Source organism: Kribbella pratensis (genome assembly GCF_004365355.1).
In the GTDB taxonomy this organism is placed as follows: domain Bacteria; phylum Actinomycetota; class Actinomycetes; order Propionibacteriales; family Kribbellaceae; genus Kribbella.
In genome coordinates this window covers 1968395-1994747 of the sequence record NZ_SODP01000002.1, presented here as the reverse complement: position 1 = coordinate 1994747, position 26353 = coordinate 1968395, and the positions used below count along the sequence as shown (strand labels likewise).

24 protein-coding genes are annotated in these 26353 nt (G+C 68.7%); 10 read left to right on the top strand and 14 right to left on the bottom strand.

All coding sequences use genetic code 11. The annotated features are described in order from the left end of the window. Positions 1-33: 33 nt before the first annotated feature. Positions 34-774: an AraC family transcriptional regulator gene (locus EV653_RS26425; RefSeq protein ID WP_134106358.1), complete on the top strand. Its 741-nt coding sequence runs from the start codon at positions 34-36 to the stop codon at positions 772-774. Here the strand turns inward: EV653_RS26425 and EV653_RS26420 are convergent. Genes EV653_RS26420 through EV653_RS26385 form a run of 8 tightly spaced genes read right to left on the bottom strand, consistent with a single transcriptional unit; the run spans position 747 to position 11166 of the window. Beyond that, a complete protein-coding gene (locus EV653_RS26420) occupies positions 747-1358 on the bottom strand; it encodes a TetR/AcrR family transcriptional regulator (RefSeq protein ID WP_202871820.1) in 612 nt (203 codons plus the stop codon). The two genes, EV653_RS26425 and EV653_RS26420, sit on opposite strands and share 28 nt — an antisense overlap. Continuing rightward, complete coding sequence (locus EV653_RS26415) at positions 1351-2907, bottom strand: AMP-binding protein (RefSeq protein WP_134106357.1); 1557 nt, start codon at positions 2905-2907, stop codon at positions 1351-1353. Before EV653_RS26415 ends, EV653_RS26420 begins: the two co-directional genes overlap by 8 nt. 29 nt (positions 2908-2936) lie before the next feature. After that, positions 2937-4109, bottom strand: a complete 1173-nt coding sequence (locus tag EV653_RS26410; RefSeq protein WP_134106356.1) for an acyl-CoA dehydrogenase family protein — start codon at positions 4107-4109, stop codon at positions 2937-2939. Continuing rightward, positions 4106-6007: an acetyl/propionyl/methylcrotonyl-CoA carboxylase subunit alpha gene (locus EV653_RS26405; protein ID WP_134106355.1), complete on the bottom strand. Its 1902-nt coding sequence runs from the start codon at positions 6005-6007 to the stop codon at positions 4106-4108. Before EV653_RS26405 ends, EV653_RS26410 begins: the two co-directional genes overlap by 4 nt. A 5-nt stretch (positions 6008-6012) precedes the next feature. Continuing rightward, positions 6013-7566: an acyl-CoA carboxylase subunit beta gene (locus EV653_RS26400; RefSeq protein ID WP_134106354.1), complete on the bottom strand. Its 1554-nt coding sequence runs from the start codon at positions 7564-7566 to the stop codon at positions 6013-6015. After that, entirely contained in the window at positions 7563-8675 is a 1113-nt protein-coding gene (locus EV653_RS26395) for an acyl-CoA dehydrogenase family protein (protein WP_134106353.1), read from the bottom strand. Before EV653_RS26395 ends, EV653_RS26400 begins: the two co-directional genes overlap by 4 nt. Further along, positions 8672-10381, bottom strand: a complete 1710-nt coding sequence (locus EV653_RS26390) for an acyclic terpene utilization AtuA family protein (protein ID WP_134106352.1) — start codon at positions 10379-10381, stop codon at positions 8672-8674. Before EV653_RS26390 ends, EV653_RS26395 begins: the two co-directional genes overlap by 4 nt. Beyond that, positions 10378-11166 (bottom strand): TIGR03084 family metal-binding protein, encoded by a 789-nt coding sequence (locus tag EV653_RS26385; protein ID WP_134106351.1) that lies wholly within the window; start codon positions 11164-11166, stop codon positions 10378-10380. The genes EV653_RS26390 and EV653_RS26385 overlap by 4 nt, the downstream gene beginning before the upstream one ends. 165 nt (positions 11167-11331) lie before the next feature. On the opposite strand from EV653_RS26385, the gene EV653_RS26380 reads away from it, so the two are divergent. The 4 genes from EV653_RS26380 to EV653_RS26365 all read left to right on the top strand — a co-directional run bounded on the left by EV653_RS26380 (position 11332) and on the right by EV653_RS26365 (position 15023). Next, complete coding sequence (locus EV653_RS26380; protein WP_238160096.1) at positions 11332-11970, top strand: hypothetical protein; 639 nt, start codon at positions 11332-11334, stop codon at positions 11968-11970. A 74-nt stretch (positions 11971-12044) separates the two neighbouring features. After that, on the top strand, positions 12045-12932 hold the full coding sequence (locus EV653_RS26375; protein WP_134106350.1) for an N-acetylglucosamine kinase: 888 nt from the start codon (positions 12045-12047) through the stop codon (positions 12930-12932). Next, on the top strand, positions 12929-13597 hold the full coding sequence (locus tag EV653_RS26370; RefSeq protein ID WP_134106349.1) for an N-acetylmannosamine-6-phosphate 2-epimerase: 669 nt from the start codon (positions 12929-12931) through the stop codon (positions 13595-13597). Before EV653_RS26375 ends, EV653_RS26370 begins: the two co-directional genes overlap by 4 nt. 133 nt (positions 13598-13730) lie before the next feature. Next, a complete protein-coding gene (locus EV653_RS26365; protein WP_134106348.1) occupies positions 13731-15023 on the top strand; it encodes a hypothetical protein in 1293 nt (430 codons plus the stop codon). 158 nt (positions 15024-15181) lie between these two features. Here the strand turns inward: EV653_RS26365 and EV653_RS26360 are convergent, their stop codons facing one another. The 3 genes from EV653_RS26360 to EV653_RS26350 are packed head-to-tail and all read right to left on the bottom strand — an operon-like array spanning position 15182 to position 18420. Next, positions 15182-15670, bottom strand: a complete 489-nt coding sequence (locus tag EV653_RS26360; RefSeq protein WP_134106347.1) for a DinB family protein — start codon at positions 15668-15670, stop codon at positions 15182-15184. Further along, positions 15671-17734 carry a YhgE/Pip domain-containing protein gene (locus EV653_RS26355; RefSeq protein WP_134106346.1) on the bottom strand — a complete coding sequence of 688 codons (2064 nt, stop codon included), beginning with the start codon at positions 17732-17734 and terminating at the stop codon, positions 15671-15673. It lies immediately after the preceding gene. Next, positions 17731-18420: a hypothetical protein gene (locus EV653_RS26350; protein ID WP_134106345.1), complete on the bottom strand. Its 690-nt coding sequence runs from the start codon at positions 18418-18420 to the stop codon at positions 17731-17733. Before EV653_RS26350 ends, EV653_RS26355 begins: the two co-directional genes overlap by 4 nt. Positions 18421-18478: 58 nt before the next feature. On the opposite strand from EV653_RS26350, the gene EV653_RS26345 reads away from it, so the two are divergent. After that, complete coding sequence (locus EV653_RS26345; RefSeq protein ID WP_134106344.1) at positions 18479-19090, top strand: TetR/AcrR family transcriptional regulator; 612 nt, start codon at positions 18479-18481, stop codon at positions 19088-19090. Here EV653_RS26345 and EV653_RS26340 read toward each other — a convergent pair. Together EV653_RS26340 and EV653_RS26335 are read right to left on the bottom strand one after the other, a co-directional pair. After that, positions 19071-20603 (bottom strand): molybdopterin-dependent oxidoreductase, encoded by a 1533-nt coding sequence (locus EV653_RS26340; protein WP_134106343.1) that lies wholly within the window; start codon positions 20601-20603, stop codon positions 19071-19073. The genes EV653_RS26345 and EV653_RS26340 overlap by 20 nt on opposite strands. A 73-nt stretch (positions 20604-20676) precedes the next feature. Continuing rightward, on the bottom strand, positions 20677-21228 hold the full coding sequence (locus EV653_RS26335) for a MarR family winged helix-turn-helix transcriptional regulator (protein WP_238160094.1): 552 nt from the start codon (positions 21226-21228) through the stop codon (positions 20677-20679). Positions 21229-21445: 217 nt separating this feature from the next. On the opposite strand from EV653_RS26335, the gene EV653_RS26330 reads away from it, so the two are divergent. The 3 genes from EV653_RS26330 (at position 21446) to EV653_RS26320 (ending at position 24515) form a co-directional block, all read left to right on the top strand. After that, positions 21446-22219, top strand: coding sequence for a hypothetical protein (locus EV653_RS26330; protein WP_134106342.1), 774 nt, complete (start codon positions 21446-21448; stop codon positions 22217-22219). Between the two features lie 11 nt (positions 22220-22230). Further along, positions 22231-23517, top strand: coding sequence for a hypothetical protein (locus tag EV653_RS26325; protein WP_238160092.1), 1287 nt, complete (start codon positions 22231-22233; stop codon positions 23515-23517). Between the two features lie 221 nt (positions 23518-23738). Beyond that, positions 23739-24515, top strand: coding sequence for a metallophosphoesterase family protein (locus tag EV653_RS26320; RefSeq protein ID WP_134106340.1), 777 nt, complete (start codon positions 23739-23741; stop codon positions 24513-24515). Positions 24516-24593: 78 nt separating this feature from the next. Here the strand turns inward: EV653_RS26320 and EV653_RS26315 are convergent, their stop codons facing one another. Further along, positions 24594-25238, bottom strand: a complete 645-nt coding sequence (locus EV653_RS26315; RefSeq protein ID WP_134106339.1) for a GNAT family N-acetyltransferase — start codon at positions 25236-25238, stop codon at positions 24594-24596. 56 nt (positions 25239-25294) lie between these two features. Between EV653_RS26315 and EV653_RS26310 the strand changes: the two genes are divergently transcribed. Then, positions 25295-26221: a hydroxymethylglutaryl-CoA lyase gene (locus EV653_RS26310; protein ID WP_134106338.1), complete on the top strand. Its 927-nt coding sequence runs from the start codon at positions 25295-25297 to the stop codon at positions 26219-26221. Positions 26222-26353 lie beyond the last annotated feature (132 nt).

Sequence of the window (26353 nt, the reverse complement as noted above, 5' to 3'; positions counted from 1 at the left end):
CAGGCTGTCCGGCTTCCGATAAAATGACAACCTATGCCGAAAACCCGCCAACGTCCCGCGACCACCGGCCAGCGCCCGATCGAGGCCGGCGGCGGCATCGAGGCCCACTGGCACGACCGCCACCAGATCGTGTACGCCGGACGTGGCGTCCTCTCGGTCACCACCGACGCCGGCAGCTGGGTAGCCCCCGCCACCCGAGCCATCTGGATCCCGGCCGGCACCCTCCACCAGCACCGCGCCTACGGCGAAACCACCCTCCACACAGTCGGCCTGCAGGAGAACCCCCTCGGCATGCAAACCCCATCGGCCCTGGTCGTCAGCCCGCTACTCCGAGAGCTGATCCTCGCCTACACCTCTGACGAGTACGACGAAGCAGCCGATCCCGTAGAGCGGGGGCGGTTGTTGGCGGTTTTGCTGGATCAGCTGCGGCGGTCGCCGCAGCGGCCTACGTATCTGCCGACGCCCAGGGACCCCCGACTGGTGGCCTTGTGCGAGCTGCTGAAGGCGGAGCCGTCGGATGGCAGGACGCTGACCGAGCTCGGTCGCGAGGTTGGAGCCGGCGAGCGGACTCTCAGTCGGTTGTGCAAGGGCGATCTCGGGATGACGTTCCCGCAGTGGCGGACTCAGCTCAGGCTGCATGAAGCGTTGATTCTGCTGGCAGACGGCGAGTCGGTGACTCAAGTGGCGCACAGGACCGGGTGGGCGTCGGCCAGTGCGTTCATTGACACGTTCCGGCGGGCGTTCGGTCACACGCCCGGGTCGCGGAGGGCTTGATCGAGGATCCGGCTCCACTGGCGCACGATGCCGCGGCGGCGGGCGCTGTCGTCCGTCAGCAAGTCCGCCAGGCCGAGCCCCCGAGCCATGTCCAGCACGCCCTGGACGGTTTCGCGGACGCCGGGCGTGCGTTCGCTGACCTCCAGCACCTCCAGTAGCGCCCGGTGCGCTTGCCGCCCCACATGCGACTCCAACCGCACGATCTGGCGTCGCAGCGCGTCCTCGGTCGACGCCGCCACCCACAAATGCAACGCCGCCCGGAACAACGGGCCCGTGTACACATCCGCCAGCATCCCGACGATCGCCTCGGTGCGGCCCGGTCCGCTCGGCAGAGCAGCCGCTTGCGCACGGATCTCGGCCAGCCGCACCGAGGTCATGTACTCGACCGCCGCCGCGAACAGATCCGCCCGCGTCGGGAAGTGATGTTGCGCCGCGCCCCGCGACACCCCGGCCCGGGTCGCCACGACGCTCACCGTCGTCGCGGCGTACCCGACTTCGGACAGGGACTCGACCGCCGCCTCCAGCAACCGCTGCCGGGTCGCCCGCGAGCGGTCCTGTTGCGGCGCCTTGAGCACCTCACTCACGCGCGGCCTCGCGAGCACGCAGTTCCCGCCGCAGGATCTTCCCCGACGCCGCCTTCGGGACCGCGTCGATGAACTCCACCTGCCGGATCTTCTTGTACGGCGCGACCCGCGCGGCGACGTACTCCATCACGTCCGCCTCGGTCAGCTCGACACCGGGCATCGGCACGACGAACGCCTTCGGTACTTCGTTGCCGTCAGCATTGACCCCGATGACGGCCGCGTCCGCGATCCGGTCATCGGTGAGCAGCACCGCCTCGAGCTCGGCCGGCGGCACCTGGTACCCGTGGTACTTGATCAGCTCCTTCACCCGATCCACGACGTACAAATAGCCGCGCGCGTCGGTCCGCCCGATGTCGCCGGTGTGCAGCCACCCGTCCCGGTCGATCGTCGCGTCGGTGTCGGCCGGCCGGCCGAGGTACCCCTTCATCACCTGCGGTCCGCGGATCCAGATCTCGCCCTCGTCCGCATCGTTGCCATCAGCACCGACCAGCCGCATCTCGGTCGACGGGAACAGCTTGCCGACAGCGCCGGGCGGCGGCTCCGGGTCGTCCTGCGGTACGGCGTGGGTGCCCGGCGACAACTCCGTCATCCCGTACGCCTGCAGTACGGCGTGCAGCCCGAGCCGCTTCGCACAGGCCTCGGCCAACTCACCGTCCAACGGCGCCGCCGCGGACGTCACGTGTTTCAACGCGGACAGGTCCACCCCGTCCACGGCCGGGTGCTTGGCCAGCGCCAGCACGACCGGCGGCGCGACGAACGCGCGCGTGATCCGCTGCTCATCGAGCGTCGTCAGGAACTGCTGCAGGTCGAACTTCGGCAGGACGACGACCGTCGCGCCGAGCCGCAGAGGCAGGTTCATCAGCACGGACAGCCCGTAGATGTGGAAGAACGGGAGGATCGCGATGATCCGTTCCTCCTCCTCGAGCGTGATCATCACCTCGGCCTGGGAGATGTTCGTCCCGATGTTCCGGTGCGTGAGCATCACGCCCTTCGCCGCGCCGGTGGTCCCACTCGAGTACGGCAGCACGGCCACATCCTCGGCCGGGTCGATCGTCACCTCGGGCTCGGGCGCCGTGGAGGCGAGCAGTTCCTGCACCGAGCGATACCCCTCGGCCTGGTCGCAGACGAAGATCTCCGAGACGTCGGTCCCCTCGACCGCCGCGGTCGCGACCGGCAGGAACAGCGAGATCGTCACCAGCAACTTCGCCTTCGAGTCGATCAACTGCTTGTGCAGCTCGTCCGCGGTGTAGAGCGCATTCACCGTGGTCACGGTCGCGCCGGCGCGCGTGGCGCCGTAGAAGACCACCGGATACAGGATCGTGTTCGGGCTGTAGAGCGCGATCACGTCACCGTGCCGGATCCCGAGCTCGGCAAGCCCGGCCGCGACCCGGCGGGTCATGTGGTCGAGCTGGGCGTAGCTGAGCGTTTTCCCGGTGACTCCGTCGACCATCGCCGGCCGGTCGCCGTACTCCTGGGCTCTGCCGAGGACCGCCTCGTGGATCGGTACGTCGAGCACCTCGACGGGCGGGAACTCACTGGTGATGATCATTGCCCCACTCCTTCTAGTACGACTTCGGCCTAATACGACTTCGGCAGTCCCAGGCTGTGTTGTGCGACGAAGTTCAGGATCATCTCCCGGCTGACCGGCGCGATCCGGGTCGCGCGGGCCGCCGCGACGAGTGACGCGACGCCGTACTCGACCGTCATGCCGTTGCCGCCGAGCGACTGCACGGCCTGGTCGGTGGCCCGGACGGCGACCTCGCCCGCGGCGTACTTCGCCATGTTCGCGGCCTCGCCCGCGCCCATGTCGTCGCCCGCGTCGTACAGCGCGGCGGCCTTCTGCAGCATCAGGCGGGCCAGCTCGAGCTCGATCTTGATCTGCGCGAGCGGATGCGCGAGACCCTGGTGCGCGCCGATCGGGGCGTTCCAGACCTGCCGTTCCTTCACGTACGCCGTTGCCTTGGCGAGCGCATGCCGCGCGATCCCGATCGCGAACGCGGACGCCATGATCCGCTCGGGGTTCAGCCCTGCGAACAGCTGCATCAGCGCCGCGTCCTCGGAGCCGACGAGCGCTTCGCGCGGGAGGTGCACGTCGTCCAGGAACAAGGCGTACTGCTTGTCCGGGCTGATCAGGTCCATCTCGATCTGCTGGAACTCCACGCCCGGCGCGTCGGTCGGCACGATGAACAGCGCGGGCTTGAGCTTGCCGGTCTTCCCCCCATCAGCCGACAGAGCCTCCGTGCGGCCGACGACGAGGACTGCTTTGGCGACATCGAGTCCGGAGATGAAGACCTTGCGGCCGGTCAGCGACCAGCCGTCGTCGGTACGGCGGGCTGTCGTCGTGATCTGGTGCGAGTTCGAGCCGGCGTCGGGCTCGGTGATCGCGAACGCCATGATCGTCGTACCGTCGGCCAGGCCGGGCAGCCAGGTCTGCTTCTGCTCGTCGGTGCCGAAGCGGGAGATCACCGTGCCGCAGATCGACGGTGAGACGACCAGCATCAGCAGCGGGCAGCCGGCCGCGCCGAGCTCCTCGAGCACGATCGACAGGTCACCCATGCCGCCGCCTCCGCCGCCGTACTGCTCGGGGAGGTTGACGCCGAGGAAGCCGAGCTTGCCGGCCTCCAGCCACAGCTCGGTCGTGTGCCCGCCGGACCGGGCCTGCCGGTTGAACCACTCGTAGCCGTACTTCTTCCCGAGCTCGCTGACGACCTTCCGCAGCTCCCGGCGTTCCTCCGACTCGACGAAACTCATGCTTCCTCCCCAACAACCGCCAGTACGGCCCCGACCTCGACCTGTTGTCCCGCTTCCACCGTGAGCTCACCGACCACACCGTCGACCGGAGCAGCGATCGTGTGTTCCATCTTCATCGCCTCCAGCCACAACAGCGGTTGCCCTTGGGTAACTTTGTCGCCGATCTGCACACCGACCCGGATCACCGTCCCCGGCATTGGCGCCACCAACGACCCCGCCGCCACCTGCCGCGCCGGGTCCGTGAACCGCTCTACGGGACTCAGCGCGACGCTCCCGAGGGACGAGTCCACACACGTCAGCCCGTCGTACGCCGCGACGTCGAAGGACCGACGTACACCATCGACCTCGAGCACCACGCGCTCCGGCGCACTTTCCACCAATCGAACGTTGCCGTCAGCAACCAAACCGTCTCGTGTCATGCGGTAGGCGACCTCGTGCACGACCTCCCCGACGCGGTAGCTCTTGCGCTGCGGCTGCGACGGCAGGTTCCGCCAGCCGCTCGGCACCCGCACCGGCGCCTCACGTCCAGCCGCATCCGCCAACGCCGCAGCCAGCGCCGACACCCGCACCACCGCGTCGTCCGTCCGCACACCAACACCGTGCTTGTCGAAGAACGCGGTATCCGTGTCCCCCGCGACGAACGCCGGATGCCGCAGGATCCAGGCCAGCAGCTCTCGGTTGGTCCCCACTCCGTGGATCTTCGCCTGCTCCAGCGCCGCCGCCAGCCGCCGCGCCACCGCCCTACGATCGCTCCCCGCCGCGATCACCTTGGCCAGCATCGCGTCGTAGTACGGCGTGACTTCCGACCCATCCTCAACCCCCGAGTCCACGCGCATGCCAAGTGGTACCTCGAAGCGGTGGAGCGTGCCCGTCTGCGGCTGCCAGTCGTTCAACGGGTCTTCGGCGTACAGCCTGACCTCGATCGCGTGACCGATGGTGGGAGGCGGGTCCGCCGGGAGCCGCTCGCCTGCCGCGACGGCCAGCTGTAGTTCCACCAGGTCCAGGCCGGTGGTCTCCTCTGTGACCGGGTGTTCGACCTGGAGTCGCGTGTTCATCTCGAGGAAGTAGAAGTTGCCCGCGTCGTCCGCGAGGAACTCGACCGTCCCGGCTCCGACGTAACCGATCGCGGCGGCGGCCTTCCGCGCTGCGTCGAAGAGCGACGAGCGCATGGACGGGATCCGCTCGACCAGTGGTGACGGCGCCTCCTCGACGACCTTCTGATGCCGGCGCTGGATCGAACACTCGCGCTCCCCGACGGCCCAGATCGTCCCGTGCTGGTCCGCCATGATCTGCACCTCGATGTGCCGACCGGCCGCCAGGTACCGCTCGCAGAACACCGTCCCGTCCCCGAACGCCGACAACGCCTCGGCCGACGCCGCGTCGATCTCGCCAGGGAGGTCGGCAAGCTCGGTGACCACCCGCATCCCGCGCCCGCCGCCACCAGCGGACGCCTTCACCAGCACCGGCAGGTCGTCGGCGGACACCTCGGCCGGCGTGAGCTCGGCCAGCACCGGCACCCCGGCCGCCGCCATCAGCTTCTTCGCCTCGATCTTTGAGCCCATCGACGAGATCGCGTCCACCGGCGGCCCGATCCACGTCAGCCCGGCGTCGATCACCGCCTGCGCGAACCCGGCGTTCTCCGACAGGAACCCATACCCCGGATGTACGGCGTCCGCGCCGGCCCGCACCGCCGCCTCGACGATCAGCTCCGCCCGCAGATAGGTTTCACCCGGCGTGTTTCCGGGCAGCTCAACCGCGGCATCCGCCTCGTCGACGAACGGCATCCGAGCCTCAGCGGTCGAGTGCACCGCGACCGTCGACAGCCCCAGCGACCGCGCCGTACGGAAGATCCGCCGCGCGATCTCGCCACGGTTCGCCACCAGCACAGTCGTGAACATGGGCCTCACATCCGGAAGACGCCGAAGGACGAGGTGCCTTCGACCGGGGCTGAGTGGATGGCGGACAGGCAGATGCCGAGGACCGTTCTGGTGTCACGCGGGTCGATCACGCCGTCGTCGTACAACCGGCCGGACAGGAACATCGGCAGGGATTCCGCCTCGATCTGCCCCTCGACGTACGCCCGCATCTGCGTGTCGGCGGTCTCGTCGTACGGCTGCCCCTTGGCTTCCGCGGCCGCGCGCGCGACGATCGACAGGACGCCGGCGAGTTGCTGCGGTCCCATCACTGCCGACTTCGCCGACGGCCACGCGAACAGGAACCGTGGATCGAACGCCCGTCCGCACATCCCGTAGTGCCCGGCGCCGTAGGACGCGCCCATCAGGATCGAGATGTGCGGGACCGTCGAGTTCGAGACCGCGTTGATCATCTGCGCGCCGTGCTTGATGATCCCGCCCTGCTCGTACTCCTGGCCGACCATGTAGCCGGTCGTGTTGTGCAGGAAGATCAGCGGTGTGTTCGCGCGGTTCGCCAGCTGGATGAACTGCGCCGCCTTCTGCGACTCCTCGCTGAACAGGACGCCGCGCGCGTTCGCGAGGATGCCGACCGGGTACCCGTGCACCGACGCCCACCCGGTCGCGAGCGACGAGCCGTACAGCGGCTTGAACTCGTCGAACACCGAGCCATCCACGACCCGGGCGATCACGTCCCGCGGATCGAACGGGATCTTCAAATCCCCCGGCACGATGTCCAGCAGGTCGTCCGAGTCGAGCAGAGGTTCGTCGTACGACGGCTTGGGCGCCGGGCCTGGTTTGCGCCAGTTCAGCCGGGACACGATCTGCCGCCCGAGCCGGATCGCGTCCTGCTCGTCGACCGCGAAGTAGTCCGCGAGCCCGGACTGCCGAGCGTGCATGGAGGCGCCGCCGAGCGACTCGTCGTCCGCCTCCTCGCCGGTCGCCATCTTGACCAGCGGAGGTCCGGCGAGGAACACCTTCGCGCCGCCGTCGACCATGACGACGTAGTCGCTCATGCCGGGGATGTACGCGCCACCCGCGGTCGAGTTGCCGAACACCAGCGCGATCGTCGGGATCCCTTCGGCCGACAGCCGGGTCAGGTTGCGGAACATCGCGCCGCCCGGGATGAAGATCTCCTTCTGCGTCGGCAGATCCGCGCCGCCGGACTCGACCAGGCTGATCACCGGCAGCCGGTTCGCCCGGGCGATCTCGTCCGACCGCAGGGCCTTCTTCAGCGTCCACGGATTGCTCGCGCCGCCCTTGACGGTCGGGTCGTTCGCGGTGATCAGGCACTCGACACCTTCGACGACGCCGATCCCGGTCACCAGGCTCGCGCCGACGGTGAAGTCCGACCCCCAGCCGGCCAGCGGTGACAGTTCGAGGAAGTACGAGTCGGGGTCGAGCAGCAGTTCGATCCGCTCCCGGGCGAGCAGCTTGCCGCGCTTGTGGTGGCGATCGACGTACTTCTCGCCGCCGCCCGCCAGCGCCTTCGCGTGCTCGGCATCGAGGGCGACGAGCTTCTCCAGCATCGCCTCGCGGTTGCTCATGGAGTGAACCCCAGTCTCTTGGAGGCAAGGCCGGTCAGGATCTCGGTGGTGCCGCCGCCGATGGCGAGGATCTTCTGGTCGCGGTACTGGCGTTCGACCTCGGCCTCGCGCATGTAGCCGAGACCGCCGTGCAACTGGAGCGCTTGGTCGCACACCCACTGCCCGGCCTCGACCGCAGTGTTCTTCGCGAAGCAGGTCTCGGCGATCACGTCCTCACCTCGGTCTGCCCGCTCAGCGACCGAGCGCACGTACACCCGCGCGACATCAATCCGCCGAGCCATCTCGGTCAACGTGTACTGCACGGTCTGCCGTGAGATCAGCGGCCTGCCGAACGTCTCTCTTGCGCGGCACCAAGCCACCGTCAGGTCGAGCGCCCGCTGAGCCCCGGCATACGCCTGTACGGCGAGTGTCAGCCGCTCGGCAACGAAGTTCACCGCGAGCTGCACAAAGCCGGACCCCTGCGCTCCGACGAGATTGCCCACCGGAACCCGCACGTCGGTGAAGGACAGCTCAGCCGTGTCGGAACACAGCCACCCCATCTTCTCCAGCCGCCGCGACACCTCGAACCCCTGCTCGATCACCAGCAGGCTGATCCCGTGCGCTCCTGGGCCGTCGGTGCGGACCGCGGTCGTCACGAAGTCCGCGCGGCAGCCCGAGGTGATGAAGGTCTTCGCGCCGTTGACGACGAACACATCGCCCTGACGCCGAGCCGTCGTACGAATGGAGGCCACGTCCGACCCACCACCGGGCTCGGTGATCGCCAGCGCTCCGATCAGCTCACCGTTCAACGTGGGCCGCACCCATCGTTCGATCTGCTCATGATTGCCCGCAGCAACGATATGCGGCAGCGCGATTCCGCAGGTCAGGAGCGAGGCGACCAGGCCACCGGACCCACCGGCGTAGTGCATCTCCTCGACCACGTCGATCGCGTCGAGCAACGAACCGCCGCCGCCACCGACCGCCTCCGGGAAGCCGACGCCGAGCAGGCCGATGGCCCCGGCCTTCTTGTGCAGCTCTCTCGGAAGCTCACCGTCGCGTTCCCATTGGTCGAGTTGCGGCAGCACCTCGGCGGCCATGAAACTCCGGACGGAATCCCGGTAGTCGTTCACAGCAGGACCTCCGGTACGTCGACGTACCGGGAGCGCAGCCACTCGCCGACCGCCTTCGCCTGCGGGTCGAACCGGGCTTGGGCGGCGACGCCCTCGCCCAGCAGTCCTTCGACGACGAAGTTGACCGCCCACAAGTTCGGCAGGAGGTAACGGGTCACTGTCAGCGGCTGGGTCTCGGGCAGCAGTTGCTTGAAGAGGCTGACCGTGAGCGTGTGCGCGAGCCAGCGCCACGCCTTCTCGTCGCGCACCCACACGCCGACGTTCGCGTCGCCGCCCTTGTCCCCGGAGCGCGCACCGGCGATGCGGCCGAGCGGGACCTCGCGCGTCCGCGGCGGTCCGCTCGACAGTTGGAGCAGCGGCATCGGCTCCTCGATGTCGTCGACGGGCGCCAGCGGCTGGGTCTCGGCGGCCGGTTCGACCACGGTGCGAGTGCCGTCGGGGAGTACGACGACGTGCTCGACCTCGTGGATGTCGACGTACCCGGCCCGGAACACGCCGTACGGCGAACCGTCGCCGGGCGGCGCGGTGACGTGGAAGCCCGGGTAGCTCGCGAGTGCCAGCTCGACCGCGGCACTGCTGAACGCGCGGCCGACGACCTTCGGATCCGGGTCCTTCACCGCGCACCGGAGGAAGACGCTCGCCTCTTCCTCCGACTCCGCGTTCGGCTTCTCGGTCCAGGCGAGGCTCCACTTCAGCTCGGCCGGCCGCTGCGGGAGCGCCTGCTCGAGCTGTTGTTGGACGAGCTCGGCCTTCTGCTCCAGCTGTAGCCCGGTCAGCACGAAGTCGACCTCGTTGCGGAATCCGCCGACGCTGTTCAACGAGACCTTGTACGTCGGCGGCGGGGCTTCACCGCGGACGCCGGAGATCTTGATGCGGTCCGGGCCGTCCATGGAGAGCTCGATCGTGTCGAGGCGGGCCGTGACGTCCGGACCGGCGTACCGGGCGCCGGTGATCTCGTACAGCAACTGCGCCTTGACCGTGTCGATCGTGACCGCGCCGCCGGTGTTGTCGTGCTTCGTGATCACGCTGCTGCCGTCGGCATGGATCTCCGCGATCGGGAACCCGGGCCGGCCGAAGTCACGGATCTCGCTGAAGAAAGCGTAGTTCCCGCCGGTCGCCTGGCAGCCGCACTCGATCACGTGCCCCGCGACGACCGCGCCGGCCAGCTCGTCGTACTGCGTCCGCTTCCACCCGTGATGCGCGGCGGCCGGCCCGACGATGACCGACGCATCGGTGACACGCCCCGTCACCACCACGTCCGCGCCCGCCTGCAACGCCTCGGCGATCCCCCAAGCGCCGAGGTAAGCGTTGGCCGTCAGCGGTTGTCCGAGGTCCAGCTCGGTGGCGCGGGGCAGCAGATCGTCGCCCTCGACGTACGCGATCTTCGGATGCAACCCGAGCTTGTCGGCCAACTCGCCGATCGCCTGCGCCAGACCCGACGGGTTCAGACCGCCCGCATTGCTGACGATCTTCACACCGCGGTCGAGGGCCTCGCCCAAGCCGCTCTCCAACTGCTTGAGAAAGGTGCGCGCATACCCGAGAGCTGGGTCCTTCAGCCGATCCCGCCCGAGTATCAGCATCGTCAGCTCAGCCAGATAGTCGCCGGTCAGCACATCGAGCGGGCCGCCGGTCAGCATCTCCTGCACCGCGCTGAACCGGTCCCCGTAGAACCCCGACGCGTTCCCGATGCGGATCGGCTCGGTCATGCGAACTGCCCCGGCCGCCGACCCTTCCCGGGCAACCCGGCGAACGCCTGGATGATCCCCAGCCACTCCTCAGCATCAGCACCCTCGGCCTCGACAGCCAGGTCATCGCGATGCCGCCGCTGTGTCGCCAGCAGGCAGAAGTCCAGCGCCGGGGCACTCACCCGCTGCGCCGCATCCTCCGATCCCCACGACCAGACATCACCGTCCGGCCCGGTCAGCTCGACGCGGAACTGCTCGGCCGGCGGCGTGCGGTCGTTGAGCAGGTACGCGAAGTCCCGCGTGCGCACCGCAAGATGTGCGACATGGCGCAGACGGTTGCTCGGCTGCCGACGTACGCCGAGGGCGTCGAACACGTCCTGCCCATGCGCCCAGGTCTCCATCAGTCGCGCGGTCGCCATCGAGGTGGGGCTCATCGGCGGGCCGTACCAGAGCACCTTCTCGCCGGCCGGCACCTTCTTCAGCGCCTCGGCGACCTCCGCGCGGGTCTCCCGCCAGTACGGGAGCAGCTGCTCCGGGGGCAGCGCTGCGGTCTCCGCCGCGCCATCGTCGACGTACGTCGTGGGGCTGGCGGCCGCCGTGCGCAGCGAGGCCTTGAACCCGTCCGGATCGGTCGCCGCCAAGCGCGCCGCCTCGTCCGTCCAGGCGAGGTGCGCGATCTGGTGCGCAATCGTCCACCCCTCGGCCGGCGTCGGTGTCGCCCACTCGTCCGCGGCCAGCCCACCGACCAGCCGATCCAGCTCCGCACTCTCGGCCCACAAATCAGCCAGCACGTCATCCAGTTGCACGCTGCACTCCCTCACCAGGAGACCGTGCGCCGAGCGTCCCACGCCCACCAAAAAGAATCAAGCGTGCTTGTTTTCAGCTCCGCCCCACCGCGCCGACGCGGAGGGTCACTGACGCGTCACGGTGATTACTTGAGCGGTTGGGTGATCACTAGGGTGAGACGGGTTATGGATCTGAAGAGCCCGATCAGCACAGTGGTGCCGTCTCTGGACGGACCGGTGTTGCTGGTGCTCGCGCGGGCCGAGGAGGGGCTGTCCGGCCGCCAGATCCACAAGCTCGCGGAGTCGGGTAGCGTCGCAGGCGTGCGGCTCGTGCTGCAACGGCTGGCGGCGACCGGGCTCGTGCACGTCGACGATCTCGGCAACTCGTTGCTCTATCGACTCAACCGCAAGCACATCCTGGCCCCGATCGTCGACCAGCTCGCCAACCTCCGCAGTACGTTGATCAGCCGGCTCGCCGACGAGATCAGCGGCTGGACGATCCCGCCGGTCCACGCCAGCGTGTACGGCGCGATCGCGCGCGGCGACGGTGATCTGGACAGCGACGTGGACCTGCTGCTGATCCGCCCGGACCGGCACGAGTTCGTCGACGTGCTGTGGGAGGAGCAGGTCGGTCGGCTGATGCAGGCCGTCGTCGACCTGACCGGAAACCCCGCGCATGTCTTCGAGCTGAGCCAGACCGAGCTCTCCGGCCACCTCGCCACCGAAGACCCGATCCTCAACGACTGGGTCCAGCCCAGCATCCAGCTCACCGGCGTACCGCTGGCGACGCTCCTGGATCAGTTCGAGGCGGTCCTTCCCGGCTAGCCTGCCGCTATGGCGCGGGGGAGGCTGGTGAGTACGCTGCGGTGAACCACTGGCACCGACTACTGGATCACCGCATGAGCCGCATTGCCATCGATGGCGGTCAGTCCGCCCTCCGACTCCGTGTTCTCCCGTCCGGCCGGACCGGCAAGGGGCCTGGTTACACCCACGGACCGGATGCGCTCCGGAAGATGCTCGACGCGATCGGCGCCGCCGCGGCGGAGGCCGAGGTGACAGGGCGGATCGAGACCGTTGCCCTCGGTCTCACCGGGTACCCGCAGGGGGCCGGCGCGGCGGACAAGTTTGCGGCTGACGTCAGCGAGTTACTGAACGCCGACGAGGTGCGACTGACCCAGGACATGGTTACCGCGCACGCCGGAGCGCTGCCCGAGGGGTACGGCGTGGTGGTTGCTGCTGGCACCGGCCTGGTCTGTCTCGCGGTCGACCGGGACGGAACATGGCGGAAGCTCGACGGGCACGGATACCTGTTCGGTGACGCCGGCAGTGCGTTCGCGATCGGTCGGGCTGGCCTGGTCGCCGTACAGCGCTCGCGCGACGGTCGCGGGCCGGTCACGAAGCTCGCGGACACAGGGCTCGATCCGGTCACGCTGTACCGCTCATCAACCCTCGTCGACGACGTGGCCCGGTTCGCTCCCGAAGTACTGCGTTGTGCGGCCGAGGGCGATCCGGTCGCGCACGACGTCGTCGTACGCGCTGCTGAGGATATCGCCGAGACGATCGGCGCGGCGGTCGCACAACTGGCCGGTGAGGGACCTGTGCCGGTCGCCTGCGTCGGTGGGCTCTTCAACGGCGCGGGCGAGCAACTGGTGGCCCCGGTCCGCGACGCCCTCCCGCCGCGCGCGCGGCTCACGCCCGCGGCCGGCAACTCGCTCGACGGTGCTGAACGCCTCGCAACCGGACCCACCGGAACGTACGCCGACCTGATCGTGACGCACCGCCGATGAGAACTCTTGCTCCTGGCAGCCTCGTGGTGTCCTGCCAAGCAGGCCCCGAGAACCCCATCCACGGACCCGCCGCGATGGCGTTGATGGCGCAGGCCGCCGAGGCGGGCGGTGCCGGCGCGATCCGGGCCAACGGGCCGGACGACATCGCCGCGATCCGCGCGGTGACCGACCTGCCGATCGTCGGACTGCACAAGCTCGGAGATCCGGCCGGTGTCTTCATCACGCCGACGTACGAGTCCGCCGCCGGTGTCGTCGCGGCCGGAGCCGACCTGGTCGCGCTCGACGCAACCCTCCGGCCGCGGCCCGACGGACAGCGTTTGGACCAGCAGATCGCCCGGATCCACGACGAGCTCGGCGTACCAGTGATGGCCGACGTGGACAGCCTCGACGCCGGCCTCGCGGCCCAGGACGCGGGCGCCGACTTCGTCGCCACGACGCTGTCCGGATACACCGACGGCCGTACGCCGACCGGGCCGGACATCGACCTGGTCCGTCAGCTTGCGGCGCGACTGGCCTGCCCGATCGTCGCCGAAGGCAGGATCCGCACGCCGGACGACATCCGTGCCGTCTGCGATGCGGGCGCGTACGCCGTCGTGGTCGGGACCGCGATCACCAACCCGATGGAGATCACCGCCCGCCTGGTCGGCGCCCTTCCGGTCCGATAGACACTTGTCGCATGCGCCTGCTTGACCGCCGTACCCGGCCCCTCGCCGAGACGACCTCGATAATTCCGGTGTTGGCCGTTTATCTTGGCTTCCATCGTCAGATCAGTGCCGGTTCGACTGTGGGAGCCCCCTCATGACCGAACTCCTCCTGGCCGCGACGTCCCTGGACGTCACCCCGCCGCCCGGGCACCGGCTGGACGGGTACTCCGCCCGCGCCGGTGTCGCGACCGGTACTGCGGACCCGTTGTGCGCCACGCTGATCTGGCTGTCGAGCTTTGATGACCCGGGTGTGCTCTGGCTCACGCTCGACTCGATCGCGGTCAGCTCCGCGCTCTCCCGCGAACTCGCGGAGGCCGCCGGCGCCGCGGCCGGCATTCCACCGTCGCACGTGGTCGTCTCCGCGTCGCACACACACTCGGGGCCGGCGGGATGGACCGGAGAGATTCATCCCGTCATCCCTGCCGAGCAGGAGCGCTCACTCGTCGACTCGCTGATCTGTGCGATCCGGGGCGCCGAGCTCCAGCGGCAGCCGGTGACCGCGTCGTGGCGTTCGGTCGAAGTGATCGGCGTAGGCACCAACCGGCACCGCCGCAACGGTCCGCACGACAACACGGCCGGCATCCTCGCGCTGCACTCGCTTTCAGGCTCTCTCGAGGCGGTGCTGCTCGACTTCGCGTGCCACCCGACGACGTACGGGCCTGACAACCTGCGGTACTCCGCCGACTGGCCCGGTGCGGCCCGCGCGGCCCTGGCCCCGGCCGTCGTCGGCTTCCTCCAAGGCGCCGCCGGCGACGTCAGCCCCCGCTTCACCCGCCAGGGCCGCGGCCCCGCCGAAGTCACCCGTCTCGGTGGGTTGCTCGCGTCCCGCGTCCGCGAAGCCCTCGCCACGCCCGGCCTGGAACTACCGCAATCGCCGCCGGCAATCCGCCGTACGACGCTGACGCTGCCCGTGCGGAACATCCCACCCGCCGAGGACTCCGAGAAACTCGCCACCGCCGTCGAACAGGTCGTCACCGCCGCCGAGCATGCCGCGACCGCATCCGGACCCACCACAACCGCCCACGCCGCCGTCGACGACCCCTCCGGCCGCATCTCCCAAACCCGCCTCGACGGCGCCCGCGGCCAAGCCTTGATGGCCGCCGCCACCCTTCCCCCAGCCCTCGACCTCCCCGTCAGCGCCGTCACGATGGGCGACGTCTGCTGGATCAACCTCCCCGTGGAACTCTTCGCCGTCCACGGAGCCTGCCTCCAGTCCGACAGCACCCATCCCATAACCCGGGTAATCGGCTACACCGACGGCTACTACGGCTACGTAGTAGACCCCTCCGCCGCCGAGGCCGGCACCTACGAGGCCCTCATAACCTTCTTCGACCAACCCACCACCAACCAACTCCTCACCCAAACCGCCACCTTCGTCAACCAGTAGCCGGCCAGCCGCCCGCGGTGCGCGCTGATCGCGCGATCGAGTGCTTGGCGGATGCCCTGCGGACGACGGAGGCTCCTGGTGGGAACACCCAGTCGTGGGGAATGGCCGTGAAACGCAGCCGCTTCTCACGACTCGACAGATTAGTTGCCGTTAGCAAGCTAGGCGCCGGTGGTGCCGTCCAGTTGTTCGCGGAGGATGTCGGCGTGGCCGTTGTGGCGGGCGTGTTCTCGGATGAGGTGGGTGTAGATCCAGCGGAGGGATACCTCGCCGCCGGCGGGGTGGGGGACCTGGTGGTCGAGGGGTAGGGCGGCGGTGATTCGGCGGGACTCGGCGCAGGCTTCTTCGAAGGCTGTGATGACGCCGGGGATCGTCTCGGTGTCGGACACCTGCCAGCTGTCGGGGCCGCCGCGTGACTCGCCGGAGATCTCGGCGCGGGGGCGGCCGGCGAGGATGTGCTGGAACCAGTTGCGTTCGACTCCGGTGAGGTGCTTGACCAAACCGATCGGCGTGGTTTCCGACGGCACCAGCCGGCGGCGTGCATCCGTCTCGGAGAGGCCCCGGAGCTTGTCTGCCGTGACCTCCCGATGTGACTCCAGGAACGCCTCCAGGATCTCGCGTTCTCCTGCGGTACGAACCAGGTCTTCCATCTAGAGCACCAATTCTGGTTGGAGTTTCTTGGCGGGCCAGACGCGTTGTTTGCGGGCGGCCAGGGTCGACGCGGCGAGTGCTACGGCGAACCATGCTCCCAGCGCAAGGAGGTCGCGGCCGAGGGACGTGCCGGGTCCGCCGTACATGAGGTGTCGTACGCCGTCGATGGCGTAGCTCATCGGGAGTGCGTGGTGGAAGAAGTACAACGGCTCCGGGATGGTCTGCCACGGGAACGTACCGCCGGCGCTCACCAGTTGGACGACCATCAGCACCAGACCGAGGAACTTGCCCACAGCGCCGAACCAGGCCGACAGCGCGTGCAGGATCGCGACGAAGGTGAACGACGTCAGGATCAGGAAGCCGACCGTCAGCCACGGATGCGCAGCGTGAATCCCCAGGCCGAGGACGACGGCGACGAACACGAGCGTCGCCTGGATCGCGCCGAAGAGGGCCGGAGGCAACCAACCGCCGAGGGCAACGCGGAACGGCGATTGCAGTGCAGCGAGTGCCCGCGGCGACAGCGGCCGGACGAGCAGGAACAGTACGTACGCACCGATCCAGCAAGCCAGACTGAGGAAGAACGGCGCCAGACCGGCGCCGTAGCTGTCGGCCGTCGCCTGCGAGACGTTCTGCAAGGTGACAGGCGCTCCCAACGTCTCGGCAACAGCCTTGCGCTGGTCGGCAGACGGGTTGGGGATCTGCTTGACGCCCTTGGCCAGGCCGGTGTTCAGCTGCGTTGCACCGGTCTTCAGCTGACCCACGCCGGTGGCAAGACTGTTCACGCCGGTCAGCAACTGCCCCTGTCCGACCACGGCCTGTTTCTCCCCGGCCGCGAGCTGCTGCGCACCGGTCTGCAAACTCCCCAGCCCGGTCTTGAGCTGACCAGCACCACTGCTGAGCTGATCCGCCCCATCAGCCGCCGTACGGATTCCACTCGTCAGCGCAGGAGTCGCGTCCGCCAGCGCCGCCGCGCCGTTCGACACCTTCCGTGCGCCGACGGCGAGCTGGTTGAGCTGCTTCGACGTCGACTGGATCTTGGTGTTCGCCTGTACGACGGGAGCGCGCAGCTTCGCCGTTTCCAGCAGAACTTCGCGGATCTGATGCTGGCTGAAGCCCTGCGCCTTCAATCGCGCAGCGAGCTGGCCGTCGAACGTCGAGAGGTTCTTCACCAACGTGCTGGATGCGGTCGCGACCTGCTTCCCAGTGCCTGCGATCTTCTCGTTGCCATCGGCAACCTGATCCGCGCCGGCGGCCAACGACCTTGTCTGCTTCGGCAACGCCGCCGTCTTCCGCTGCAACGTACCCAGACCGTTGTCCAGCTTGGAAGCGCCGGCAGCCAGCGAGCTCGCCCCCTGCGACGCCTGCGCAGTACCCGTCGCCAACTGCGTCGCACCAGCCGACAACTGCTTCTGCGCAGCGTTGAGCTGGGCAGCGCCAGTCTGCAACTTGCCGACCCCAGTCGCCGCCGACGCGAGCCCCTTCTCCAGCTGGGCGGCACCAGCAGCCGCAGACCCCACCTGCTTGTGGATGGTGTTGTACCCGGCCAGCAGTTGCGACGCCGCGGTCTCACTCACCTCTGACGCCACGGTCTTCGTCACCTGCGCAACGACCTGATTCGCGATCGTGTGCGCGATGTAGTTGTTGGCGTCGTTCGTCAGGAGCTCCAGCTGCGCCTGCCGCGGCGTGAACTCCGCACTCGACGCAAGATCGGACGAGAACGACTTCGGCAGTACCAGTGCGAACTCGTACGTCCCGTCCGACACCCCCGACGTCGCCTCCGCACGGTCGACCTTGTGCCAGTCGAAGCTCTTGGACTTCACCAGCTCTGCGGCGACCTCCGGTCCGACGTTCAGCTTCTCGCCGGTCGCCAGCGTCGTACCAGCGTCTTCGACGACGACCGCCGTCGGGATCTTGTCCAGCCGGCCGTACGGATCGTGGTTCGCGTACAGGTACAGCCCGCCATACAGCACAGGCACCAGCAGCAGCGCGACCACGGCCAGCTTGGGCAGCCGCCCGGCCGTCAGACGCCGCAACTCGCTCAGAGCCATCCGCAGCGCGGTCACTCGTCCTCCTCCTCGACTGCATCGATCGGAGCAACCGGAGCGATCGCAGTGACCTGCACCGGGTCAGGCTGATCCGTCTCGCCCAGCTGCGCCGCCTTCACGTCCAGCAGCCGGGCGGACGCGTCAGCGCACGTGATGATCACGCCGTACCCCTGTGCCGCCAGATCGCGTCCCAGCGCGAACCACCCGTGCGGATCACCACCATGTCGATCCGGCATGGTCAGAATGACCACCTGTACGTCGGGGCGCGCCACGGTGAGCTCCGCGAGCAGTCTGGTCCGTACTGCGACCGGCAGGTGCTCGAACCGCTTGCCGGCATGTTCTGCGGCGTCATGCTCGTCCAGCCACTCCAGCACGGCCTTCCGGCCCGCCTTGCGACCGGCGATGGCCAATTCCTCGCCCACAACCGTCTGAACCGGCAGAGCGTCATCGGGCTCGGTAATACCTGGCGCGTCGACCACGGCGACCCGGCGCCGAAGGAGAGCCGGGTCAGTCTGGCCGTCGAGCCGCACTGTCCCGGTGTCCGGCTTCAGCCGCCCGGACAGAGCCAGCGCGGCCGCAACGTGCCCAGCACCCGGGTATCCGGTCAGCAGCACCACCTGATGATCTGCGACCGACACCGACGTGGCGTGCAGCATCGTCGCGTGCGGACCCTGCACGCTGATCCTGGTGGCCTCGAGCTCCATCCTGCGTTCCCCGATTCAATACGATTGTGTATTCAATACAGAACTGTATCCTACTCGTATGGAAACGTCCAAGCGCCGCCGCTCCAACACCCGGGCCCGTCTGCTCGAAGGCGCGGTGGAGGTGTTCGCCGAGCGCGGGTTCCACGGCGCGTCGGTGGAGGACATCTGCGAGCGCGCCGGCTTTACCCGCGGCGCGTTCTACTCGAACTTCGCCTCCAAGGACGAGCTGGTCCTCGCGCTCTTCCAGGCCACGACCGACCGGCTGCTCGAGCAGATCGAGGCGCTGCTCCCCGAGCTGGCGACTCAGCCCGGCACGCTGCTCGACGCCGTACTTGGCCTGCTCGACGAGACCGCGCCGGACGAGCGGCAGTGGCATCTGATCTCCACCGAGTTCACCCTGCACGCACTCCGCGATCCGGAGGCGGCGCGGGCGCTCAACCAGCAGCGCGCGATGTTCCGCGACAGCCTGACGAAGTTGGTCGAGCAGATCGTCGAGACGAGCGGGCTCACCCTGAGCGTCCCGGCGGAACGGTTCGTCCGCCTGGTCATCGCCCTGCACGAAGGCGCCCGCTCACAGAGTCTCCTCGAGCCCCGCGAATTACCGCCCGGCGAGCTCGAGCGCACCTTCCTGCCGATGGTCCTGGAAGCGGTCAGCCGACCTTCACGTTGACGGTGTGCAGGCCGGTCGCTCCGTTCGGGGCCGGGGGCGCGGAGGACTCGACCTGTGCGTTGCCCTTGTCGTCGGTCGCCCGCACCTGCAGGACGTGATTGCCGCGTGGCGCGTCCCAGGTCCAGTGCCACTGCCGCCAGGTGTCGATCGACGCGTCCGTCGCCAGCGTCGCTTGTTGCCATGGGCCACCATCGACCCGGACCTCGACCTTCGACACACCGACGTGCTGGTCCCACGCCACCCCGGCCACCGTCACCGGACCCGGGTCGAGCTTCTTGCCGCCGGGTACGTCGATCCGCGACGACAGCTTGATCGGTCCGAGCTCGGACCACCCACGCGGCGTCCAGTACCCCTGGAACTGGTCGAACCGCGTCACCTCGATGTCCACCAGCCACTTCGTCGCCGACACGTAGCCATACAGCCCGGGTACGACGATGCGGACCGGGAACCCGTGCTCGACCGGCAACGGCTGTCCGTTCATCGCGAACGCGAGCATCGCCTGCCGATCGTCGAGCAACGTCGGCAGCGGCGTACCGGCAGTGAATCCGTCCTTCGACGTCGACTGGATCGCGTCCGCGTCCTTGGAGGGTCCGGCCTCCTCGAGCAGGTCCTTCAGTACTACGCCGGACCAGAGAGCGTTCCCGATCAGGTCGCCGCCGACCTCGTTACTCACACAGGTCAACGTCACCCACTTGTGGATAACCTGCCGTTTCAGCAGGTCGTCGAACGACAGCGTGAGCTCGCGGTCGACCATCCCGTGGATGCGCAGCTTCCAGTCCGCGGGGGCGATCTGCGGCACGGAGAGCGCGGTGTCGATGCGGTAGAAGTCGTCGTTCGGAGTCGCCCACGGTACGGCGCCATCGGCCTGAACGCCGGCCGGCGGAGTGAGGGACGGCGGCTGCGGAAGCTGGAGCTGCTTGCGCGCGGAGGCGACCGCGGCGCGGTTCCCGCCGACGACCTTGCCGAGCAGCGCGAACGCGGCGGAGCCGAGCGCGACCCCACCCGACAGCTGCAGGAACCCGCGCCGGCTCACGGCGTCGTCGGGATGATCGATGAGCGGTTCGAGCCGACGGCTGAACATGCGCAGGATGATGAGCGCGGTGCCGCCGGCCAACGCCGACGGAAGGAATCCGGTCTGCCCGGAGTCCGCGCGCGTGAAGGCGGCGGCGATCGCGACAGCGCTGAGCCCGATCGTGATCAGGGCGCCGGCCCAATAACGCCGTACGGCGAGAATCCCGCCGACCGCGGCGAGGATCACCACGACGATCAGGATGCCGACCCGGAGCGCGGTCTTGTCGTGGGTGCCGAACCACGAGATCGCGAGGTCCTTGAGCCACGGCGGCACCCGGTCGATGAACGCCGATCCGATCGCCACGACGGGCGTCTGCGGGGTGCCGAGGATCCCGGCCGCCACGCTGCCGACCGCGAGTCCTGCGAGTGCCGCGAGGATGCCGCCGACGGCTCCCCGCCACCTGGTACCGCTGGGGGCCTTCGGGTCAGCTTGTTGCTTCACTTCTCAACAATTGCGCGACGGGGCGCCCGACACCAGCCGGGCGCCCCATTCGTTAGTCGCGGGTAATGATCGTTCAGATTCGGTCAGGGGTGATGGGTCCGAGCCCGGGCCGGCCGTTCGGCCAGCGGCGGGCGTTGTCCCGGACCCGGCGGAGCTTGCCGAGGACGAGGTCCCGCTCGTCGGCCAGCTGGGACATCCAGAGGCTGTCGATCTCGAGCAGGTGGTCCGGCAGTGCTTCGCGCAACCGCCGCTTCCCCTCCTCGGTCAGGACGGCGAACGAGCCGCGGGCGTCGTCGGGACAGGGCTCCCGGCGTACCAGGCCGAGGTTCTCGGCTCGGTCCACCAAGCGGGTGATGCCGCCGGTGGTGACGGTCAGCTCCCGGGCAAGGGAGGTCAAACGCTGCTTCTCCCCGTGGCTGCGGGCAAGCCGCAGCAACAGTTCGAACATTGCCATTTGCAGTCCACTGCGCTTCAGAGAATGGCGCATCAGCTGATCCAGCTCGGCTGCTGCTTCTCGCAGCAGCCCGTAGGCCGTCAGCACGTCGCTTTCCCAGGGTTCGGCGGCGCGAGTGGGTTCTGCATCGGCGAGCGCTAGGGGCGAGCAAAGCGAAGGCGCGATGGTCATGCGCGGACTCTATTAGCTGACTAGGTCACTTCGCTACACGGGGTGACTCTTCGGCTACAGATCGACCGCCAATCGCAAGCCCCTTGAGCGTAACGAACCATCTGGTCTAGCGCGGAGTCAGGGCCCACGAAGGGCCTGTGGATAACTTCCGCGGCGGTTCGGCGATTTTTGCCAGGCTTCTCCCGTGAGGTTGTCCACCGGCGGATCGGGGAGTCAGATGAGCGACAGCAGCGAAGAACAGTCACCGTTCGGCCGCGGGTTCATCGCGGCGAGCATCGTCATCGGCGCGGTGGTGGTCTGCGGCGCGGTGTTGCTGATCGGGAGCTTCGGGTCGTCCGGCTCTGCCGCCTCGCCGGCCGCTCAGGCCAAGCAGCAAGCTGTGGTGCCGACCGAGCCTGCTCGTTCGGAGCCGGCAGCGCCTGCGACACCGGTCAACTCCCGCTCCGTCAACTCCACCGGCTGCAATCGCAGTGCTGGCGATCAGTCGGTTCCGCAGCAGCCGCCCGCGGTGGACGGCTGGGAGGTGAGCAGCCGCATCGTCGTACCGCGTTCGTCCGGGTTTGGCCCGGCCAGGACGGACGCCGACGGGTTCCGCCGGTGCTTCGCCCACTCGCCGACCGGCGCGGTGTATGCCGCCTACAGCGCGTACGCCGCGATGGCCGACCAGGACAAGGTGGTTGCGACGGCACGCAAACTGATGGTGCCCGGCCCTGGCACGGACGCGCTGATCCACGAGCTGCAGACCGATCAGTCGGCCAGCGGCTACACCGTGCCGCAGCTCGCCGGGTACCGCGTCATCGACGCCAGTCCCGATCGCGTCAGCCTGATGCTCGCCACCTCGGTCAACTCGGCGTACATGAGTCTCACGCTGACGCTCGTCTGGCATGACGGCGACTGGCGCCTGCAACCACCGGTGGCCGGCGAGCCGGTCGGCGCGCCGTTCGCCCAGCACCGTGACCTGTCCGACTTCGTTGCCTGGAGTGGTGTCTGATGTGCGGAAAAATGGACCTCGGTTGTTACATCCAGGACGGCTTCCAGTCGGTCGCGACCAATGCGATGGACCAGCTCCAGCAAGCGATCACCGACGGCGCGTTGAACACGCTGAACGCGATGACGTTCTGGCTGAAGCCGGCCACCCCGGATCTGCTGGGCACGCAGCACGGCGACTCCTGGACGAACAGCGGCACCGTCGAGTTTCTGCAGAGCAATCTGCTCAGCGTCACGGCAGCCGTCTTCGTCGTCGCGGTGCTCGTGGCCGGGATGAGGATCGCCTGGGAGCAACGAGCACGACCGTTGCAGGAGCTGCTGAAAGCCGTCGTGACTTTCGTGCTGGTGGGGGCGGCCGGGACTGCCACGCTGCAGGTGCTGGCGTCGTGGTCGGACGCGTTCTCGGTGGACGTCATCGATCACGTGGCCGGCGGCATGAAGCTGCAGGCGGCCTTCGGCGGCGGGAGCTCGGCGCACGATCTGTTCGCGACGACGATGCCCTCGTTCGTAGCGATCATGACCGGCCTGGCGGTGATCGTCGCCTCGGCGGTCCAGATCGTCCTGATGCTGATCCGCTCGGCCATGCTCGTCTTGCTCGCCGGAGCGTTCCCGTTGGCGGCTGCCGCGACCAACACGGAGATCGGGCGGAACTGGTTCAAGAAGTTCTGTGGCTGGTCGCTGGCCTTCGTCGCGTACAAGCCTGCGGCGGCGCTGGTCTACGCGGCGGCCATGAAGATGGCTCACGACCAGCCGTCGAGCGCGAGTGCCGGCGTGGTGCAGGCGATGGGCGGGATGATGATGCTGCTGCTCGCGATCTTCGCGCTGCCGGCGCTGATGCGCTTCATGGTTCCGCTCACCGCGGCTGTGGCCGGCGGAAGCGCCGGGATGGGCAGTTCCGTGGCGGATCCCGGTGGGATGGCGACCGGTGCGATCAACATCGGCAGCTCCGGCGCGGGATTCGGCAGCGGACGAGGCGCCGGCAGCTCGGCCGGCGGCGGTGCCGGAGCAGGTGCGTCTGGTGCGTCTGGTGCGTCCGGCGCGACCGGTGCGCAGACGGTCGGCGCGAAGGCAGCCGGAGCGGTCGCGGGACCGGCGGGCATCGGACTCGCAGCCGCACGGAAGGCCGGGGGCTCCTTGGCCGGAGCGGCCGCGCACTCGGCCGGCGAGTCCGGAGGCGGCGCAATCACCCCGGCCTCCGCGCGCGGCCCAATGTCCGGCCGCTCAGGCTCCCGCTCCCACCGCACCAACCCACCCGCGCACCAGCGCACCCCCGAACCCGCCGGCCCAACCGGCGCCCGCTGATCCCCATCCCCCGCCCGCACTACTGCTCCGCCCTGACCGCCCTGACTGCCCAGGGCTTCGAGGCCACCCGGAGCTTCCAGGCCGGGCCTTCACCGCCCCGCGCCGCCCGGCGTTTCCGGGCCCGGCCTGCACCGCCCACCGCTGCCAGCCCCGGCCTACGCTGTCCAGCGCTTCCGGGCCCGGCCCACGGCGGTCGTTTCGGCGGATGAAAGCATGATCCGATGGACCGGATTGCGCTGATCTCCGACGTGCACGGGAACCTGACAGCGCTGGAGGCGGTCCTGGCCGACATCTCGGCCCGCGGGATCACGCGGATCTTCAACCTCGGCGACAACGTCGGGAAGGGTCCACGGGGCCAGGCGGTGGTGGATCGGTGCCGCGAGGTCTGCGAGGTGAACATCCTCGGGAACTGGGACGACCTCCTCCCCGATCCCGACCGCGTCCACGACCGCGAAGCGCTCAGGTGGTGGAAGAACGAGTTGCGTGAGGATCAGTGGGCCTGGCTGCGAGCGCTGCCGTTCTCCCACGACTTCCTGATGAGCGGTCGGCAGGTGCGGCTGTTCCACGCCTCGTCGAAGAGCGTTCACCACCGGATCTCGTTCGATCACGACGAAACGCAGTACCTGAGCTTCTTCGAGAACACACCGGCCACCGGCGACGGGCCGGTGCCGTCGGTGGTCGGGTACGCCGACATCCACGACGCGTACTTCGAGGAGGACCGCGGCCGCACGCTGTTCAACACGGGCTCGGTCGGCAACAGCCTCGGCGACCCGACACCGATCTATGTGATCCTCGAAGGCGTCATCGACTCACCCGACCCCGCGCCGTTCTCGATCCAATTCGTCCGAGTCCCGTACGACGCCCAGGCCGAGCTGGCCATCGCCCGCGGCCTCGATATGCCCGAACTGGACGGCTACGAAGCCGAAATCATCCACGGCATCTACCGCACCGACCTCTACAACAACACCGAGTTCGGCTACCACCGCCGCACACCCTGACCCAACTATCCCCAGGGTTTTCCACAGCTGTGCATTTCGGTGCTGTCAGCAACAATGCCCTACTTGTTCACTTCTTGGTCACTTGACCAGCAGGGCCTCGGAACCTACGGGCTTGTAGCCGGCGGCCAGGAAGGCTCGGAGGGAGGCGGCGTTGCCGGGGGTTATCTGGGCCCAGATCGAGGTGTTCGGGGGGATCAGGGTTCGGGCGACGCGGGCCAGGTGGCGGCCGTGACCTTGGTTTTGGTGGGCGTCGGGGAGCTCGATGGCGCATTCGATGCGGTCGGCGAGGCCGTGGCCAATGATCACGAGGCCGCCGTGGACGTCGGCGTACACCTGAACGTCGGTTCGATACTCCAGCGCCCGCTGGACGCGGGGATGGCTGTGGTCGGTGAGGACGGTGAGGTCCTTGATGACCTCGGCGCGTTCGGCCGGGTCCGTGATGGCGGGGGCGAGGAGCATGGCGTCATTCGAGCTGACGCGGCGGCCGGTCAGCTCGGCCAGAGCCGTCAGGAACGGCGGGTTGGTCGGCGCGGCCAGGTCGCCCGCCGGGACCTGCTCGGCGACCCACGACGGGCTCACGTCTGCGGCGATGACGACGTGACCGGTGAACGCAACCACGGCGGACTCGCGTTCCGACGGAGCCGGTACGACGCTGACGCCGAGGTCCGGGGCCGGGAAGACGCCGTTTTCGACGCCACGCAGAATGTCAGCGAGAGTTGTCATCACGAGCATTGTCGCGGAGATCCCGTGTCACGCTCAGACGCCACGGAGGCAGCACGATGCGGAAACCGCAGCTGGTGAAGGCCGAGGGGTTGCCGGACCGGGTCACGATCTACGAGGTCGGGCCGCGGGACGGGTTGCAGAACGAGTCGGCGATCGTCGACGTCGCGGTCAAGGCCGAGTTCATCAACCGGCTCGTCGACGCGGGGTTGACGACTGTGGAGACCACGAGTTTCGTGCACCCGAAATGGGTCCCGCAGCTGGCCGACGCCGCCGAACTGCTCGAGCGACTCGACCTGCCGGAAGGCGTCCGCGCGCCGGTGCTGGTCCCGAACGAGCGCGGGCTCGACCGTGCGCTGGCGGCCGGCGTACGGGAGATCGCGATCTTCGCCAGCGCCACCGAGACGTTCGCGGCCAACAACCTCAACTCCACGCTCGACGACCAGTTCGCGATGTTCACGCCGACCATCCAGCGCGCACTGGCGGAAGGGCTGTCGGTCCGCGGCTACGTGTCGATGTGTTACGGCGACCCGTGGGAGGGCGACGTACCGATCGACCAGGTCGTCAAGGTCGGCGCGCGTCTGGTTGAGCTCGGCTGCCACGAACTCTCCCTCGGAGACACGATCGGCGTCGCCACCCCCGGCCACGTTACTGCGCTGATCACCGCGTTCGGTGCGGCCGGGGTCGGCGTCGAGAAGCTCGCCGTGCACTTCCACGACACTTATGGCCAAGCGCTGGCCAACACCCTGACCGCCTTCCGCGACGGCGTGACCACGGTCGACAGCTCCGCCGGCGGCCTCGGCGGCTGCCCGTACGCCGAGAGCGCGACCGGCAACCTCGCCACCGAGGACCTGCTCTGGCAGCTCGACGGCCTAGGCATCCAGACCGGCGTCGACCTGCAGAAACTCGTCGAAACCAGCATCTGGATGGCCGACCAGCTCGGCAAGCCCTCCCCAAGCCGAGTCGTCCAGGCCCTCGCCGGCTAACGCCTCGCCACTTCCGCTCCAGATCTGTCGACGTTACTCGTCGCGTCTCCGTCGGCGTGCCCGGACGTGCCGGGGCGGTGCCGGGGCGGTGCCGGGGCGGTGCCGGGGCGGTGCCGGGGCGGTGCCGGGGCG